Below are 17,156 nucleotides of genomic sequence, written 5' to 3' on the forward strand. Positions count from 1 at the left end.
CCCTGGGGGAGAGGGGGCTAGGAGCAGACCGTGTACGTTCTGCCGTTGAGTGCAGGGCTTAACCGGCCGCTGCCAATCCTTCACTCACCAGGGTATTGCGATTGACCGGCACCTCTAGCCCCAGATGCTCGCGTAGCGTCACGCCCTGGTACTCCTTGCGGAACAGCCCGCGCTCCTGCAGAACCGGCACCACCAGGTCGGTGAAATTGGCCAGGCCGTCGGGCAGCAGCGGCAGGATGATGAAACCATCCGCCGCGCCGTCTTCGAACCAGTGCTGCACGGCATCGGCCACCTGCTCCGGGGTGCCGACGAAATCTCGACGTGGACGAGCGAAGCGCAGCGCCACCTGACGCAACGTCAGGCCTTCGTCGCGGGCCTGTTGCTTGATTCGTTGGGAACCGCCCTGCTGGCTGTTGTTGCCCAGATCGCCGAGGTCTGGGAAGGGTGCGTCGAGTTCGTATTGGCTGAAGTCGTGGTCGTTGAAAGGTCGGCCCAGGGCGACAATGGCGTCTTCGATGCTGACCAGATCGACCGCCTGTTGATAGCGTGCTTCCACCTCGGCAGCATCGCGCCCGACGATGGGGCGGATGCCCGGCAGGATCGCCAGCTTCGCCGGGTCACGGCCGTGGCGAGCGGCACGGGTTTTGAGGTCCTGATAGTACTCGTGGGCTTGTTCGAACGACTCGGGCGTGGCGAAGATGCCATCTGCGGTCTGTGCGGCGAAATCCCGTCCGGCATCGGAGGTGCCTGCCTGGAAGATGGGCGGCTGACCCTGGCGGGAGCGGGCGATGTTCAACGGCCCTTTAACGGAGAAGAACTCGCCCTTGTGGCCCAGGGTATGAAGTTTGTGCGGACTGAAGAATTCGCCGTTCTGCTTGTCGTAGGCGAAGGCATCGTCTTCCCAGGAATCCCACAGGCCCTGAACCACATCGACGTGTTCGCGGGCGATGCGATAGCGAGTCGCATGGGGCGGATGTTCGGCGCGGCCGAAATTGTCGGCGGTGCCGCTGAGCCAGGACGTCACCACGTTCCATCCGGCGCGGCCGCCGCTGATATGGTCCAGAGAGGCGAACTGGCGGGCGACCTGGAAAGGCTCCGAGTAGCTGACTGTCACCGTGGCCACCAGGCCGATGCGTTCGGTGGTGGCGGCCAGCGCGGAGAGGATGGTCAAGGGTTCGAATCGGTTGAGGTAATGGGGGCTGGATTTGGCATGGATGTGCAGGCTGTCGGCGATGAAGGCGAAGTCGAATTTGGCGGCCTCGGCGATCTGCGCCTGATCCTTGTAGTAGGCGAAGTTGGTGCTGGCGTTGGGCAGGGCGTCGGCATGACGCCATTCGCCCCAGCCGTGGCCGACGCCGTGGATCATGGTGCCCAGTTTCAGTTGGCGGTGTGCTTGGCTCATGGAGGAACTCCTTTGAATTAAGGTCAGCACCCTCCGCCATGTGGGGTCGGGTTGGAATGTGTGTGGTACGGCGGTGGACCGTGGTGTGGCTTTCGCGGCTTTACGCCGCTCCTACATAGGGGTGCGTTTGGGTGGTGTGGCTTTCGCGGCTTTACGCCGCTCCTACAGGGAGGGTGCATATCTTCTGTAGGAGCGGCGTGAAGCCGCGAAGGCGTCGGCTGATTCAGCGCAAAAGCTCGGTCAGATCACGAAGAACCCATGGGTGCCATCGCGCCCGAGCTGTTCCACCAGGCCGAACTCCCAATCCAGGTACGCCTGCATCGCTTCGCGGGGTGCATCCGTGCCCTCATAAGGCCGGCGATACCGATCGATGCGCGGCGAAGCCAGGCGCTGCTCGCCTTCCTCCCCTGGCAACTGCGCGGCGAACCATGCTGCATTGCCGCCCTTGAGCAGAAACACCGGCTTGCCGGTCAATGCCTCCACATCCGCCACGGCAAACTGCGCCAGCAGGCTGCTGCCGCAGGTCACCACATAGCGCTCGGCCGGCGGCAACTTGTGCAGGGCATGGGCCAAATCACTGCGCAACGCCCACCAGGCGCCCGGGATGTGACGCTTGACATGGTTGGCACTGGTCGTGAAATCGAGCAGCTGCGTATCCCCGGCCTCCAACCAGCTGGCCAGTGTCTGCGGATCGATGGACTCGAACGGCGCGGTACCGGGCACCGGAACCGGCCAAGCGCCTTTTTCGGTAAAGTCGCTGGCCTTGAGGTCATCCAGCACGTGCACTTCCCAGCCCAGTTGAGCCAACCACGACGCAGACATATTGGCCCGCACGCCGTTGTCATCGGCCAGCACGATGCGCGCACCGCGAACGCTGGCGTAGTGATCGGTTTCCTGCACCAGCTGACCACCCGGCGTGGAACGAGCCCCCGGCAGGTGGCCAGCCTCGTATTCTTCCGAAGTGCGCACATCCAGCACGTAAGTGGTGCGCTGCGGCTCCTCTTGCCAAGCGTGCAGATCTGCCAGGGTAGCGCGGCCAACTTTGGCTGCATCCGCGACGCGACGGGCATCGTCGCCCGCCTGCCGTTGGGTCGCTTCGCTGATGTCGCCAAAACGTCGCGCCTGACCATGCTCCAGCTGTTGACCGGCCAGCAGCCAGCCGATGGTGCCGTTGCGCAGGGCCGAGATCGGATTGGGCAGGCCGGCGTTCACCAGTGACTGGGTGCCGATGATGCTGCGGGTACGCCCAGCGCAGTTGACGATGATCCGGGTGGCTGGGTCCGGTGCCAGTTCACGGGCGCGCAATACCAACTCGGCCCCTGGTACGCTGACGCCGGTGGGAATGCTCATGGTCTGGTATTCATCGAAGCGGCGGGCGTCCAGCACGACGACATCCGCCTTGGCATCGAGCAGGGCTTTGACTTCTTCAGCGGGCAGAGAAGGGGTGTGGCGCTCATGTTCCACCAGTTCACCGAAGGCCTTGCTGGGTACGTTGACGTCGATGAACAACTCGCCGCCGGCCTGACGCCAGCCCTGCAGTCCACCTTCGAGCAGGGCCAGGTTGGAGTAGCCCAACGTCTGCAAGCGGCTCAAGGCCTTGGCAGCGAAACCCTCGCCATTGTCATACAGGGTAACGGCCGTGTCGCGGCGCGGAACGCGGGCAAACACTTCCACTTCCAGCTTGGACAGCGGGATGTTGGCGGCAAACAAGGGGTGGGCTTCGGCGAACGGGGCTTCTTCACGCACGTCGATCAACGCCACTTCCTCGCCCGCCAGCAAGGCGCGGCGGATGTCGGCAAAGGAGCGGGTCAGGGCTTGGCTCATAGGGTTTGATTCTCTTTGGATAGGTCCCAGATGTTGGGCAAGACGCTGTTGGAATAGCCAGAGATGAACAATTTCTCGCTGCCGTCGGGCTGATACACGGCGCGTTTGACCGCGCCGATGTTGGCGCCGTAGACGTGAATGCTGATCGACACCTGGTCGGTGAAGGCGTTGCTCACCTGATGGATATCGCCCACGCGTGGGGAGACGGCTTCGACCTGACCGGGCGTGAGGCGCACCGCTGGGCCGTCCGGCTGCAGTTCGCCATCGGCACCGCGCACGAAGCCCTGTGCGTCTTCGGCGCCGCGCAACATACCGATCAGGCCCCAGACCCGGTGGTCGTGTACCGGGGTGGTCTGGCCGGGGCCCCAGACGAAGCTGACCACGGAAAAGCGTTGGCGTGAGTCGGCATGCAACAGGAACTGTTGATAGCGCTCGGGGCTGGGTTGAGCATATTCATCCGGCAGCCAATCGTCGTGGCTGACCAGTTGGGAAAGCAGCTTGCCGCCGCGATGCAGAATGTCGCCTTCGCGTACATTGCTGTCGAGCAGCTCGGCCAGGGCGCCAATAAAGGCCCGCAGGCGCTCGGGATGTTTGACCTGGGTCATGGAATAGAATCGCCGGCTACAGTGAGTACCCGATGATTTAAGCATAATGCGATCGGTTAATATGCAATCGTTTAATGATTAGCTTATGCCTGGATTGTAGGTCGCGCAGGGGGCGCAAAGGATGGGTTGACGGGGCCGGTGCTTTCTCGGCTCGACGCCGCTGCTACAAGGGGCGCGGGGGATACCGGTGGGGACTGCTTTGACGGAGGGTGTGGCGCTGCTACAGTCTAGACACCAGCCGTTGCCGACCCGCGGGGTTTGACTTGTTCCAGGTTCTTGCGATCACCGCCCCCATCTTCATCATCATCGGTTTTGGTTTCTTCGCGTCCAGGTGGGGCCTGGTCAGTCGGGAGCAGATTCGCGGCATCGGCACCTTCGTGGTGACCTTCGCCATGCCCGCCCTGATGATCAAGGCATTGTCCGAGCGGCCCATCGCCCAGGTCCTGGACCCCGGCTACCTGACGGCCTACGCCGTGGCATCGCTCATTGCATTCGGCATCGGCATGCTGGTGTTCCGCTTCTACCGCAAAGCCGAGTTGCAGAACCGCGCCATTGCCGCCATGGGCATGTCCTGCTCCAACAGCGCCTTCATCGGCTTCCCCATTGCCTATATGGCCGCCGGGCCTTCCGCCGCTGTGGCCCTGGCTTTGGGCATGCTGGTGGAAAACCTGCTGATCATTCCCCTTGCGCTGGCGCTGGCCGAAGCCGGGCTGCAGAAGGGCGGGTCGATTGCCAGCGTGCTGCTGGGCACCTTCAAACGACTGGGCAAGAACCCGCTGATCATCTCCATCATTGTCGGCCTGACGCTCTCGGTGCTGAACATTCGTCTGCCCACGGCGCCGCTCAAAGTCGTTGAAATGCTTGCCCAGGCCTCGGCGCCGGCAGCCTTGTTCGTGATCGGTGGGGTGCTCTACGGCACCAAGGTCCGTGGCCAGTTGAACGAAATCGCCCTGATCGCCAGCGGCAAGCTGGTCATGCACCCTTTGCTGGTAGGGCTGATGTTCCTGCTGCTCGGCAGTGTGGAGCCGAGCATGATGCTGGCCGGGCTGGTGTTTGCCAGTGCGCCGATGATGAGCGTCTATCCCATTCTGGGGCAGCGCTTCGGTTTCGAAGGGCGTTGCGCGGCCGCGCTGGTGATCACCACGCTGACGTCGTTTTTCACCGTGAGCATCCTGTTGATGTTGATTCACCCTTGAATCGGCTCGTTTGAGAAAAGGTTTGAAATACTTTGCTGCTGTAGGAAATATCTCGGCTACGGGTAGGATCAGGTTCCGAAATCACTCAAGACCTCTATGAACCCCCTCACGGAACCTCCCAGTCCCGCGTTACTTGATACTCCCCCCCTCTGCTCGATGAGTACCCCACCATGGAATGGATAGCCGATCCTACCGCCTGGCTGGGCCTGGCGACGCTGATCGTCCTGGAACTGGTACTGGGCATCGACAACCTGGTGTTCATCGCGATTCTTGCCGACAAACTACCGCCCCATCAGCGCGACCGCGCGCGGGTGATCGGCTTGTCGTTGGCGCTCATCATGCGTCTGGGCCTGCTGGCCAGTATTTCCTGGATGGTGACGCTCACCGAGCCGTTGTTCGAGATCTTCGGCAAATCGTTCTCGGGCCGCGATCTGATCATGCTGTTCGGCGGTATCTTCCTGCTGTTCAAAGCCACCATGGAATTGCATGAGCGCCTCGAAGGCCACGTGGCCCAGCACAATGGCGTGAAAACCTACGCCTTGTTCTGGCCCATCGTTGCCCAGATCGTGGTGCTGGACGCAGTGTTCTCCCTGGACGCGGTGATCACTGCTGTCGGCATGGTGGAAGAACTGTCGGTGATGATGATCGCAGTGGTGTTCTCCATTGGTTTGATGATCGTTGCAAGCAAGCCGCTGACGCGCTTCGTCAATAGCCACCCCACGGTGATCATGCTGTGCCTGGGCTTCCTGATGATGATCGGCTTCGCTCTGACCGCCGAGGGCCTGGGCTTTCACATCCCCAAAGGCTATCTGTACGCGGCCATCGGCTTCTCGATTCTGATCGAGGTGTTCAACCAGATCGCCCGCGCGCGGCGCAAGAACAAGCACGAGGACCGGCCAATGCGTCAGCGCACGGCGCATGCCGTATTGCGTTTGCTGGGTGGACGTCGTCTGGAAAGCGAGACCCTGGACGAGGAGATCGAGGATCTGGTCGGCCAGGAACAAGGCGAGCCGCTGTTCGACCGCCGCGAGCGGGTGATGATCAGCGGTGTGCTGAGCCTGGCCGAAAAGCCGATCCGCAGCATCATGACCGTCCGGGCTCAGGTTGATTACCTGGAACTGGAGGCGTCTGCCGAGGCTACCCGCGAAGCGCTGATGCACTCGTCATGTTCGCGGCTGCCGTTGATCAGCCAGGGCAAGGTGGATGAGCCCTTGGGCTTCGTGCACAAGAAAGAGCTGCTCAAACAGTTGCTGGCGGGCGAAACGCCAGACCTGGCGAGCTTGGCGCGGCACCCGATCAACCTGCTCGAAAGCTTCGACATCCTCAACGCGCTGGAGCAGATGCGCGCGCAGTCCACGCACATCGCCTTCGTGGTCAACGAGTTCGGTGATTTCACCGGTATCGTGACCATGACCGATATTCTCGAGTCGATCGCCGGTGAGTTGCCTGATGCCAGTGAGGTGCAAGGGCCTGACATCGTCGAGCAAGACGACGGCTATCGGGTCAGTGCGGCGCTGAACCTGAGCCAGGTTCAGGCGCGGATCGGCTTTGGCGCCCAGGCCACCGATGATTACCAGACCTTGGCCGGGCTGGTCATGAGCCTGCTCGACCGCCTGCCCCGCAAGGGCGATACCTTGCAATGGGAGGAGTGGAGCATGACGGTGCTGGCGGTAGAGGAACGCCGAGTGCAGCAGGTGCTGCTGCGCAAGCAGGCCTGAACCCGGCCTGGCCCGATCACACCGCGCGGCGTGATCGGGCCAGGTGCTTGGCGCCTTCGAACATCAGTACCAGCACCGCCATCCAGATTGGCAGATAGGTCAGCCACTGATCCGGCGCGATGCTTTCGCCCAATAGAAGCGCAACCCCTACCAACAGCACCGGCTCCACGTAACTGAGCAGGCCGAACAGGCTGAACGGGAGCAGGCGGCTGGCCATCACATAGCAGACCAGTGCGGATGCGCTGATCACCCCCAACAGCGGAATCAAACCATAGAGCACCGGGCGTGCCGCCATGTCGGCGGTCGACAACGGGCCTTGCACGATGAAAAAGATCGCAGCGGGCAGCATCAGGCACATGTCGGTCCACAGGCCGCCCAGGTTGTCGTTGCGGCAGGCGCGGCGCAGCACGAAATAGATCGGGTAACCACCGGCCACTAACAGCGTTTCCCACGCGAAGCGCCCATGTTGAAACAGTTCATGACCCACCCCGCACACGGCAAATAACACCGCCAGCTTCTGCAGATACGACAGTTGCTCGCCGTAAACCAGTCGGCCCGTCAGCACCATGGTCAAAGGCAGCAGGAAATAGCCCAGTGACACCTCCAGGCTGCGCCCGTGCAAGGGTGCCCAGAGAAAGAGCCACAGCTGCACCCCCATCAGTGCCGAGGTGGCCATGGAACCGAGCAGCAGCAGCGGGCGTGCCTTGATCCGCTGCCACACGGCGCCGACCAGGTGCAGGTCACCGCTGATGAGCATGAACAGCGTGACGAAGGGCAGCGTCAGCAGCATGCGCCAACCGAACATCTCCTCGCCGCTGAGCGGTGCCAGCAAGGAGGTATAGAAGTACATCACGGCGAACAGAGTGGACGCCATGACGGACGTGATGATGCCTTTGGACAAGAGAGCCTCGAAGCGGGGGGATGGGCAGAGCCGGCAATGATCTCAGGGCAGCAGGGGTGGGCACAATACTGGCATGGCCCGGTTCTACCCGCGAACGGCCCGCAACCGTTGCCCAAGCTCATCCCCCGGCATCGGCCGGGCAAACAGATACCCTTGCAGGTACTCCACGTCCTTGGCCACCAGGTACGCCCGCTGTTCCTCGGTTTCAACTCCCTCGGCCACGACCTGCAGATCCAGTTTGGCCGACAGCTCGATGATGCTGTCCAGAATGTGTCCGGACAAGGCATTGGCCCCGATCAACGCCACGAAGCTCTGGTCGATCTTCAAGAAGTCCACTTTGAATTGCTGCAGGTAGCTCAGGCTCGATTGCCCCGTACCGAAGTCATCGATGGCAATGGTCACGCCCAACCCGTGCAGCTGTTCGAACAAGCGGTGGGTCTGCTCGGTAGGCTTGACCAGCTCGCGTTCGGTCAGCTCGAGGGTCAGCGCCACCTGCCCAGGCGCGAACGCTGCCAGAAACGCTCGGCAGTCATCCAGCAGCTGGGGTTCCTGACAATGTTGCGCGGTGATGTTGAAGCCCACGTGAAAGCCAGCCGGAAGTGCATCGCCGCAGCTCTGCAAGCACTGTGCGGTTTTGCGCATCAGCAGCCGGGTCATGGGTACGATCAAGCCGCAGTCCTCGGCATAGGGAATGAACAAGTCCGGTCGCACCAGCCCCTCGCGTGGGTGTTCCCAGCGCATCAGTACTTCGACGCCGGCCCAGCTGTTGTCGCGGCTGTGCACGATGGGCTGGAAGAAGGGCACGAACTCCTCGGCGTCCAGCGCCCGTTGCAGCTCCTGCAAACGCGACTGCACCCGGCCCATGAGGCCATGGCAGGCGAAGCCGGCGATCACGCCGAGAAACAGCAGAAGGCCGAACAGCGGCACGTATTGTTCCAGCATCAGGTCCCAGCGCGCGCCCGTGGGGAAGCCGCTGGAAACGCTGAAGGGGTAGCGGCTCGACGCCATCGATGTATGGGCCAGCGCAAAAGTCGGTGCCTGCCCGTCATGCACCTTGCCGTCGGCACCGAGCCAGGTGTCGCCCACTTGTAGCCGCACTTCGTTGCTTCTGCCGATCATGCGCAAGGCATTGGCCAGGTGATACCCGTCCACGGTGCTAAGGGCGCCGTTGTCGCCCTCGGCGGCGCGGTAGATCAACAGGCCCCGATCAGGGGTGACCGGGTTGCCCGCCAGCAGCCACAGCGTGCCATCGACGTAGTCTCCGGGATTGACCGGTTCACGGAAGGCACCGAACAACGAGCTGCAATACAGCGAGCCGTCGGCGATCAGGTTGGTCGAGCGTACGAACGGCCGGCGCGTCACCTGATCGCGTAGAGCCAGTTGCGCCCGTGCGCACGGCTGGCCGGCCAGCGGCAGTATTTCGGCCGCCGCCGCTGAAACGTTGTCCAGGATGAGTTCGAACTGCGCCAGCGCATCGGCATCGGTGTGATGGGCTGCCTGTTGCAACGCCTGGCCGGCTTGCCAATAAAGGATGGCCGACCCCAGCAACACTGGCACGGCGGCGGCCAGCCAGGGGGCGAGCCTGCGAGAAAGCTTGCGCTTGGAGGTATTCAGGCTCAGCGGCATGTTTTGAGAGCGATCCTTGCACGGGAAGGGGGAGGGCGCAGCGACGTGATCATTTCATGAATGCGCCCGCGAAAAACGGGCGCTATCCCTTATTTATCCTTGGATTCGTCCGGCTTCTGCATCTGCACCGAGGACGGCGTACCGTCGTTGTTGGCTTTGGTAGTGCTCTTGTCGGCACTGTCGAAACAACCTTGCAGCAGGGTCAGGCACAGCGCCAGGCCGAGGTAGTGGGCGGTACGCATGGGGGTCTCCAGCAGTCAGGGGGCGTGATCGTTCGACTTTCGCCGAAGCCTTTGGTTGCCCGGTTCCGAGAATTGCAGACAAAACGTTTCATGCTGAGTAGAGTCTGCTTATGCCTATAACAATAAGGACCGTTCCCATGGAGCCGTCCAATCGGTAGAGACGAGTCGCCATGCACAGACTCCACTGCACCCTGATTTTCGGTAGCCACCTTTCCCGTACCGTGCGCGGCGTCCCCTGCGCGCCCCCCGCCACTGCTTGCCATCACCAGTAAATGACGCTGCTCACTGACTGATATGACAAGGAGCCAACCGTGGCTGACCTCTTCGAAAACCCCATGGGCCTGATGGGCTTTGAATTCATCGAATTCGCCTCGCCCACCCCCAACACCCTTGAACCCATTTTCCAGATCATGGGTTTCAGCAAGGTGGCGACCCACCGCTCCAAGGACGTGCACCTGTACCGCCAGGGCGGCATCAATCTGATCCTCAACAACGAGCCCAACAGCGTAGCGTCGTACTTTGCCGCCGAGCATGGGCCGTCGGTGTGTGGGATGGCCTTCCGGGTCAAGAATGCCCATGCCGCCTACGCCCGGGCGCTTGAACTGGGCGCCCAGCCGATTGCCATTCCCACCGGGCCGATGGAGCTGAACCTGCCTGCCATCAAAGGCATCGGTGGCGCGCCCCTGTACCTGATCGACCGCTACGGTGAAGGCAGCTCGATCTATGACATCGATTTCAATTTCATCGAGGGGGTGGAACGCAATCCGGTGGGTGCCGGCCTCAAGGTCATCGACCACCTGACCCATAACGTCTATCGCGGGCGAATGGCCTACTGGGCGGGCTTCTACGAAAAACTGTTCAATTTCCGCGAGATTCGCTATTTCGATATCAAGGGCGAATACACCGGCCTGACCTCCAAGGCCATGAGTGCGCCAGATGGCATGATCCGTATCCCGCTCAATGAGGAGTCTTCCAAAGGGGCGGGGCAGATCGAAGAGTTTCTGATGCAGTTCAACGGCGAAGGCATCCAGCACGTGGCCTTCCTGGCCGATGACCTGGTGCAGACCTGGGATGCGCTGAAGGCCTTGGGTATGCGCTTCATGACCGCACCGCCGGACACCTACTACGAGATGCTGGAAGGGCGCCTGCCCGGGCATGGTGAGCCGGTGGGCGAATTGCAGGTGCGCGGTATCCTGCTGGACGGTTCATCGACGCCCGGTGATCAGCGGCTACTGCTGCAGATATTCTCCGAGACCTTGATGGGGCCCGTGTTCTTCGAGTTCATCCAGCGCAAGGGCGATGACGGCTTTGGCGAAGGCAATTTCAAGGCGTTGTTCGAGTCCATCGAGCGCGATCAGGTTCGCCGCGGGGTGCTGGCTACGCCATGATCGGCGCGTGATGCCTTCGCCGTGGGCGAGGGCATCACTGCCTGCGATCAGGCGGCGCTCAAGTGTTCGTACAGAATGGTTGCGCCCACCAGCATCAATACCACGCCGCCGACGATCTCGGCGCGCTTGCCCACCAAGGTGCCCAGCACGCGACCCAGCATCACGCCGAGGGTGACCATGGTCAGGGTCGCCAGGCCGATCGCGCCGGCGGCGACCAGAATGTTCACGTCGACGAAAGCCAGCCCTACGCCGACGGCCAACGCATCGATGCTGGTGGCGAAAGCGGTGACCGCCAGAATCATGAAGGAGTGCTGGCTGGCTTTCTCCTGTTCTTCTTCATCTTCCTTGATGCCGTTGTAGATCATGTGCAGCCCCAGCCCCACCAGCAACACGAAAGCGATCCAGTGGTCCCAGTCCGCCACGAAGCGGGTGGCCGCCTGGCCAATCATCCAGCCGATGATGGGCGTGATAGCTTCGATCACGCCGAAAATAAGACCGGTGCGCAGGGCTTCCGAGAAACGCGGTTTGTGCAGGCTGGAGCCCTTGCCCAGTGCCGCGGCAAAAGCATCCGTGGACATGGCCAGGGCTAGGAGAACGAGAGAAATCGGGTTCACGATTTGTTCCAGTCGGGCTATGAGTCAACGACCTGTCCACACGCCCGACTTTAGGCATGGATAGGTCGCTGGTCTCACCAACCCGAAGGTGTTCGTACCACGGCATGCAGCCGAGAATGTTGATACGAACGTCGCCATCAGGCGTGGCGACAGGTTACTCCCCAACGAAGGCGCGCATCATAACCAACCTTGGGGCGCGAACGCTACCGTCTTGCCATTACTGCATACGCAGTTGGCGCGCAGCGTCGCGTAACAGACGCTCCGTGGCATCCCAACCCAGGCAGCCATCGGTCACCGATACGCCATAGCGCATACGGTCGCTGACCGGCTGGTTGCCTTCGAACAAGTGGCTCTCCAGCATCACCGCGACCAGCGAACGATCCCCCTCCAGGCGTTGCTGCAACACCTCGGCGAACACTGCCGGTTGACGCAAAGGGTCTTTGCCGCTGTTGGCATGACTGCAATCGACCATGATGCGGGGGGCAATGCCAGCCTTGGCCAGGTTGTGGTGGACTTGAGCGACGCTCTGGCGGTCGAAGTTCGGCCCCTTATGGCCACCGCGCAGCACCAAATGCGTGTCCGGGTTACCGGTGGTGTCGATCATCGCCGGGTGGCCCTGGGCGTCTACGCCGAAGTGGCGATGCCGGTGGGCGGCGCTGCGCATGGCATCGCACGCCACACCGACGCCGCCATCGGTACCGTTTTTGAAGCCGAGCGGGATGCCCAGGCCACTCGCCATCTCGCGGTGAATCTGCGACTCGGTCGTACGTGCGCCAATCGCCACCCAGCTCAGCAGGTCATCGAGGTATCCGGCCATCATCGGCTGCAACAGTTCGGTGGCCAGCGGCAGACCAAGACTGAGCATCTCGCGCATCAGATCACGACACAGGGTGAGGCCGCCGGCCATGTCTTCGGTGCCATCCAGGTACGGGTCGTAGGCCAACCCTTTCCAGCCAACCGTGGTGCGCGGCTTTTCGACGTAGGCGCGCATGACCAGCAGCATTTCGCCGTCCAGTTCGCGGGCGAGGTGGCTGAGGTTGCGTGCGTACTCAAGGGCAGACTTGGGATCGTGCAGCGAACAGGGACCCACGACCACCAGCAGGCGCGGGTCGCGACCTTCGAGAATGGCGCGAATGGCCAAGCGATGGGCTTCTACCTGATGGTGCAGCGTCTCGGAAAGCGGCAGTTGCTGCTTGAGCGCGAAATGGGTGGGCAGGCGATGGCTGACGGGGGTATTGGCAGCGGCAGGCTTGTGTGGCGAAGGCTGGGCGGTAGCAAGTTGCAGAGCGTTGACAGTGTTCATTGGGAAGTGTCCTGGGCGGCGGCGGGGTCATGCCCGCGAGCGCGGCCCTATCGAGATGTTCGACAAGTGGCCGGTTTGGCTTCATGGGGGGTTATGCCACCCGAGAGTGACCGATCGGAGGCGGCAGGCTGTCCCGAGCGGTGGGTGGTAAATCGCCAGGTTGGGCAGGTGTCGTAACGGTAATAGGTGGCGTAGTTCATGGTGTGTTCCTCGATTCGCGTTAAGTGGTGTTGAAGCGGTTGGGCAAAAGCGCAGCCCGAAAAAAACAAAACCCCCGGTCGGGAGGCCGACCGGGGGTTGAGAATTCTCTGTCAGGCGACCCCTACGAAGTGGGCGCCATGTTGGGTATCAGGCGCGCCAGTGGCTAAACCAATACCCATAATAAAAATCGACCGGTGCACAGGCAGCCGCCATCGACGCTGACTGAGCGTGCAAGGATGCGTGGCTGGAAAGGTTGTGCGACATTGACTGTCTCCGGTTCTGATGAGCTGGAGCTTACTTCAGCCATGCCGACGGATTCAAGATGATTTTTTCCCCGAGTGGAGCAGGCCAGACACACTTGCAACTGCTGCCGGCCACCGAGCAGCACTTGGCGTTCGCCCGCGATCTGACGCGCCGCGCCATGCTGCCGTACTTTGTTCGCTATGGCCTGTTATGGCAGGACCCGGGTTTCGATGAGGCGTGGCAGACGCGCGAGAACCATGTGGTCAGCCGCTCGGGACAGGCGTTGGGTTACCTCAGCCTGAGGGTTCATTGCAACGCGTTGTACCTGTTGGAACTGCACCTGCTGGACCAGCATCGTGGCCAGGGGGTGGGCGGTTGGGCGCTGGAGCAGGTGCTGACGATGGCCCGCCAACGTGACCTGCCGCGAGTGCGCTTGATGGTGTTCAAAGGGAATCCCGCCCAGGCGCTTTACCAGCGTCACGGCTTCGTGGTGGTGGGCGAAGAAGACAGTTACCGACTCATGCAGTACGACATCGCTGTGATAAGTGAATAGCGGGGCGCCCAGGGGCGCCCCGCCGCTACGGGCGTCGCGCTTCAGCGCTGGCCTGGCTCCATTGGTGTAACGGTCAGGCCTTGCTTCATCCCCAGCAATACCGCCACTTTGTGCGCCTCACCCCGGCGCCCTTTCTTGCGTCCGGCCAATACCTGATAGGTTGTGGCCGGGTCGACGCCATGCTCTCGTGCAAACTCTTGTACTGATTTTCCCTGCTGTTCCAGCCAAGCCTTGGCTTGTGCGGCAGTCCGTATACCGTGCATAGTTCAAGTCCGTTTTAGATGGGTTAACTTGGTTTCATTTCGCACCGTTTCGGGTGTTTCGATAAAGGATTATACATTCAAATGACTGGAATCGGTCCCCGGTTGAGGGAGGAGCGAGAGCGGTTGACGCTCACGCAAAAGGAGTTTGGGCTGGTGGGAGGTGTGGAGCCGAACGCCCAGGGCAAATACGAAAGCGGCGAAAGATCACCTCGAGCCGACTATTTAGCGGCCATTTCGACGATAGGCGTCGACATTCTGTACGTAGTGCTGGGCAGACGCACACCCATGGTGGAAGAGGGACTCACTGGCGGGGAGGAAAAAGTCCTATTGTCATATCGGACGCTTCCTACGTCAGGGCAGGACGTACTCTGCAATCTTGCCAGGAGTCTCGCGGAAATGTCGGCGAACTATTCCTCCAGAAACACGGTCAAGAAGACGTCCCGGGCCAAGAAGATTCCCGAGTAGTCCGTCCCTGACCCGACACAATTGGCGCGGCGTGCGCTGCCGTATTTGTGACGCTTTGAGCTAGGTCAGCAAGGGGAATGTTTGTTAATGTGGCAACCATTCCCCGAGACCACTATTACGAGGTGTCCGTTTGATTCGGGTTCTAGTAGTCGACGATCACGATCTGGTACGTACCGGTATCACCCGGATGCTGGCCGATATCGACGATCTGCAGGTCATTGGCGAGGCCGAGTCCGGCGAAGGGGCGTTGAAGTATGCGCGCGAGCTCAAACCCGATGTCGTACTGATGGACGTGAAAATGCCCGGCATCGGCGGTCTGGAAGCAACCCGCAAGCTTCTGCGCAGTCACCCCGACATGAAGGTGGTCGCTGTCACGGTCTGTGAAGAGGATCCGTTTCCGACTCGGCTTCTGCAGGCTGGAGCCGCTGGCTACCTGACCAAGGGAGCCGGGCTCGATGAAATGGTCCAGGCCATTCGCCTGGTCTTCGCCGGGCAACGCTATATCAGTCCACAGATTGCCCAGCAGCTGGCCTTGAAGTCTTTCCAGCCGCAAACCACTCACTCGCCGTTCGACCTGTTGTCCGAGCGCGAGATCCAGATCGCCCTGATGATCGTGGGCTGCCAGAAAGTCCAGATCATCTCCGACAAGCTTTGCCTGTCTCCAAAAACCGTCAATACCTACCGTTATCGAATTTTCGAGAAGCTCTCGATCACCAGTGACGTGGAGTTGACTCTGTTGGCGGTCCGACACGGCATGGTAGACGCCAGCCTTTGACCATGACCGCTCCATTCGATCCAAGTGCTTTCCTCGCAACCTGTAGCGGACGTCCGGGTGTATACCGGATGTTCGACGATGGCATGCGGCTGTTGTATGTAGGCAAAGCCAAGAACCTCAAGAAGCGCCTGGCCAGCTATTTCCGCAAGACTGGCCTGGCGCCGAAGACGGCAGCGCTGGTGGGCAAGATCCATCAGGTCGAAACCACCATCACCTCGAACGAAACCGAGGCGTTGCTGCTGGAACAGACGCTGATCAAGGAATGGCGTCCGCCCTACAACATTCTGCTGCGCGACGATAAGTCCTACCCGTATGTTTTCCTCTCCGACGGTGAGTTCCCTCGCCTCAGCATTCACCGTGGGGCGAAAAAGGCGAAAGGCCGTTACTTTGGTCCATACCCGAGTGCAGGGGCGATTCGCGAGAGCCTGAGCCTTCTGCAGAAAGCCTTTTTCGTGCGCCAGTGCGAAGACAGCTACTTCAGGAACCGCACGCGACCTTGCTTGCAGCACCAGATCAAGCGTTGCAAGGCGCCTTGCGTACGGTTGGTGGAGCCTGACGAATATGCCGAGGATGTGCGCCATTCCGTGATGTTTCTGGAGGGCCGCAGCAACCAGTTGAGCAACGAGCTGTCCAGCAGCATGGAAAAGGCGGCCATGAACCTGCAGTTCGAGGAGGCTGCTCAACTCCGTGACCAGATAGCCTTGTTGCGCCGTGTGCAGGATCAGCAAAGCATGGAAGGCGGCAGCGGTGATGTCGACGTGATCGCCGCGTTCATCAACCCGGGCGGTGCCTGTGTGCATTTGATCAGCGTGCGTGCCGGGCGCGTGCTGGGCAGCAAGAATTTCTTCCCGCAGGTGGGGATCGAGGAGGAGGTTGCCGAGGTCATGTCGGCATTCCTGTCGCAGTACTACCTCGGAAGCTCGGAGCGCGACCTGCCGACCGAGCTGATCGTCAACGTGGTGCCCGAGGACCATGAAGCGTTGCTCGATGCCATCGACACCTTGCGCGGGCGTGAGCTGAGCATCAGCCACCGAGTACGCGGTACACGGGCGCGCTGGCAGCAACTGGCGGTAACCAATGCCGAACAAGCCCTGGGCGCCAGGCTGGCCAACCGCCAACATGTCACCGCGCGGTTCGAAGCATTGGCCGAAGTGCTCGAACTCGACGAGCCCCCGCAGCGGCTCGAATGCTATGACATCAGTCATTCCAGCGGTGAGGCCACGGTGGCATCCTGCGTGGTGTTCGGTCCTGAAGGCCCCATCAAATCCGACTACCGACGCTATAACATCGAAGGTGTTACCGCCGGCGATGACTATGCTGCCATGCATCAGGCGCTCACCCGTCGCTTCAGCAAGATCAAGGACGGCGAGGGCAAGTTACCCGACGTGCTTTTGGTGGACGGCGGCAAGGGTCAATTGAACATGGCGCGGGACGTATTGAACGAGCTGGCGGTTCCCGACCTGATCTTGCTCGGGGTTGCCAAGGGCACCACGCGCAAGGCCGGTTTTGAAACCCTCTACCTCAACGATGTTGCCCACGAGTTCACGCTCAAAGGTGATTCGCCTGCCTTGCACCTGATTCAACAGATCCGCGACGAGGCCCACCGTTTCGCCATTACCGGTCACCGCGCCAGACGTGGCAAAACACGGCGAACCTCCACGCTCGAGGGCGTAGCGGGGGTAGGACCAAAACGCCGCCGCGAACTCCTGAAGCATTTCGGTGGTCTTCAAGAACTGGCGCGTGCCAGTGTCGAGGAAATCGCCAAAGCGCCGGGAATCAGTAAAAAGCTGGCAGAGTCGATTTATGCGAACCTGCACAGCGAGTAGAATGCCATCTC

16 protein-coding genes are annotated in these 17,156 nt (G+C 61.3%); 7 read left to right on the forward strand and 9 right to left on the reverse strand.

Features of this window, described 5'->3' with window-relative positions; genetic code table 11:
• Positions 1-58: 58 nt before the first annotated feature.
• The 3 genes from B3397_RS16680 to B3397_RS16690 all read right to left on the reverse strand — a co-directional run bounded on the left by B3397_RS16680 (position 59) and on the right by B3397_RS16690 (position 3,831).
• Positions 59-1,402, reverse strand: coding sequence for an LLM class flavin-dependent oxidoreductase (locus B3397_RS16680; protein WP_296252111.1), 1,344 nt, complete (start codon positions 1,400-1,402; stop codon positions 59-61).
• 240 nt (positions 1,403-1,642) lie between these two features.
• Complete coding sequence (locus B3397_RS16685; RefSeq protein WP_296252113.1) at positions 1,643-3,226, reverse strand: rhodanese-related sulfurtransferase; 1,584 nt, start codon at positions 3,224-3,226, stop codon at positions 1,643-1,645.
• Positions 3,223-3,831: a cysteine dioxygenase gene (locus tag B3397_RS16690; protein ID WP_296252115.1), complete on the reverse strand. Its 609-nt coding sequence runs from the start codon at positions 3,829-3,831 to the stop codon at positions 3,223-3,225. The genes B3397_RS16685 and B3397_RS16690 overlap by 4 nt, the downstream gene beginning before the upstream one ends.
• Positions 3,832-4,094: 263 nt before the next feature.
• On the opposite strand from B3397_RS16690, the gene B3397_RS16695 reads away from it, so the two are divergent.
• Entirely contained in the window at positions 4,095-5,027 is a 933-nt protein-coding gene (locus B3397_RS16695) for an AEC family transporter (protein WP_296252117.1), read from the forward strand.
• A 170-nt stretch (positions 5,028-5,197) separates the two neighbouring features.
• Positions 5,198-6,745: a TerC family protein gene (locus tag B3397_RS16700; protein WP_296252118.1), complete on the forward strand. Its 1,548-nt coding sequence runs from the start codon at positions 5,198-5,200 to the stop codon at positions 6,743-6,745.
• Positions 6,746-6,761: 16 nt separating this feature from the next.
• Here B3397_RS16700 and rarD read toward each other — a convergent pair whose 3' ends face one another.
• The 3 genes from rarD to B3397_RS16715 all read right to left on the reverse strand — a co-directional run bounded on the left by rarD (position 6,762) and on the right by B3397_RS16715 (position 9,514).
• On the reverse strand, positions 6,762-7,646 hold the full coding sequence (gene rarD / locus B3397_RS16705; RefSeq protein ID WP_296252120.1) for an EamA family transporter RarD: 885 nt from the start codon (positions 7,644-7,646) through the stop codon (positions 6,762-6,764).
• A gap of 84 nt (positions 7,647-7,730) precedes the next feature.
• On the reverse strand, positions 7,731-9,272 hold the full coding sequence (locus B3397_RS16710) for a cyclic diguanylate phosphodiesterase (RefSeq protein ID WP_296252122.1): 1,542 nt from the start codon (positions 9,270-9,272) through the stop codon (positions 7,731-7,733).
• An 89-nt stretch (positions 9,273-9,361) separates the two neighbouring features.
• Positions 9,362-9,514, reverse strand: coding sequence for a hypothetical protein (locus B3397_RS16715; protein WP_296252123.1), 153 nt, complete (start codon positions 9,512-9,514; stop codon positions 9,362-9,364).
• A 311-nt stretch (positions 9,515-9,825) separates the two neighbouring features.
• On the opposite strand from B3397_RS16715, the gene hppD reads away from it, so the two are divergent.
• The gene (gene hppD / locus B3397_RS16720; RefSeq protein WP_296252125.1) at positions 9,826-10,902 is read left to right on the forward strand and encodes a 4-hydroxyphenylpyruvate dioxygenase; all 1,077 of its coding nucleotides are present in this window, start codon (positions 9,826-9,828) and stop codon (positions 10,900-10,902) included.
• Between the two features lie 47 nt (positions 10,903-10,949).
• On the opposite strand, the gene mntP is transcribed toward hppD, so the two are convergent.
• Complete coding sequence (gene mntP, locus B3397_RS16725; protein ID WP_296252126.1) at positions 10,950-11,516, reverse strand: manganese efflux pump MntP; 567 nt, start codon at positions 11,514-11,516, stop codon at positions 10,950-10,952.
• A 217-nt stretch (positions 11,517-11,733) separates the two neighbouring features.
• Positions 11,734-12,819, reverse strand: coding sequence for a 3-deoxy-7-phosphoheptulonate synthase (locus tag B3397_RS16730; protein WP_296252127.1), 1,086 nt, complete (start codon positions 12,817-12,819; stop codon positions 11,734-11,736).
• Between the two features lie 523 nt (positions 12,820-13,342).
• On the opposite strand from B3397_RS16730, the gene B3397_RS16735 reads away from it, so the two are divergent.
• Positions 13,343-13,816, forward strand: coding sequence for a GNAT family N-acetyltransferase (locus B3397_RS16735; RefSeq protein WP_296252130.1), 474 nt, complete (start codon positions 13,343-13,345; stop codon positions 13,814-13,816).
• Between the two features lie 41 nt (positions 13,817-13,857).
• On the opposite strand, the gene B3397_RS16740 is transcribed toward B3397_RS16735, so the two are convergent.
• Positions 13,858-14,079, reverse strand: coding sequence for a DNA-binding protein (locus B3397_RS16740; protein ID WP_296252131.1), 222 nt, complete (start codon positions 14,077-14,079; stop codon positions 13,858-13,860).
• Positions 14,080-14,160: 81 nt separating this feature from the next.
• Here B3397_RS16740 and B3397_RS16745 point away from each other — a divergent pair, with 81 nt between their 5' ends.
• From B3397_RS16745 to uvrC, 3 genes are all read left to right on the forward strand, one after another.
• Positions 14,161-14,544 (forward strand): helix-turn-helix domain-containing protein, encoded by a 384-nt coding sequence (locus tag B3397_RS16745; protein ID WP_296252133.1) that lies wholly within the window; start codon positions 14,161-14,163, stop codon positions 14,542-14,544.
• A 130-nt stretch (positions 14,545-14,674) separates the two neighbouring features.
• A complete protein-coding gene (gene uvrY, locus B3397_RS16750) occupies positions 14,675-15,319 on the forward strand; it encodes a response regulator transcription factor GacA (protein ID WP_296252136.1) in 645 nt (214 codons plus the stop codon).
• Between the two features lie 2 nt (positions 15,320-15,321).
• Positions 15,322-17,145 carry an excinuclease ABC subunit UvrC gene (gene uvrC, locus B3397_RS16755; RefSeq protein WP_296252138.1) on the forward strand — a complete coding sequence of 608 codons (1,824 nt, stop codon included), beginning with the start codon at positions 15,322-15,324 and terminating at the stop codon, positions 17,143-17,145.
• Positions 17,146-17,156 lie beyond the last annotated feature (11 nt).

The organism is Pseudomonas sp. UBA4194 (assembly GCF_002379585.1).
Taxonomy (GTDB): domain Bacteria; phylum Pseudomonadota; class Gammaproteobacteria; order Pseudomonadales; family Pseudomonadaceae; genus Aquipseudomonas.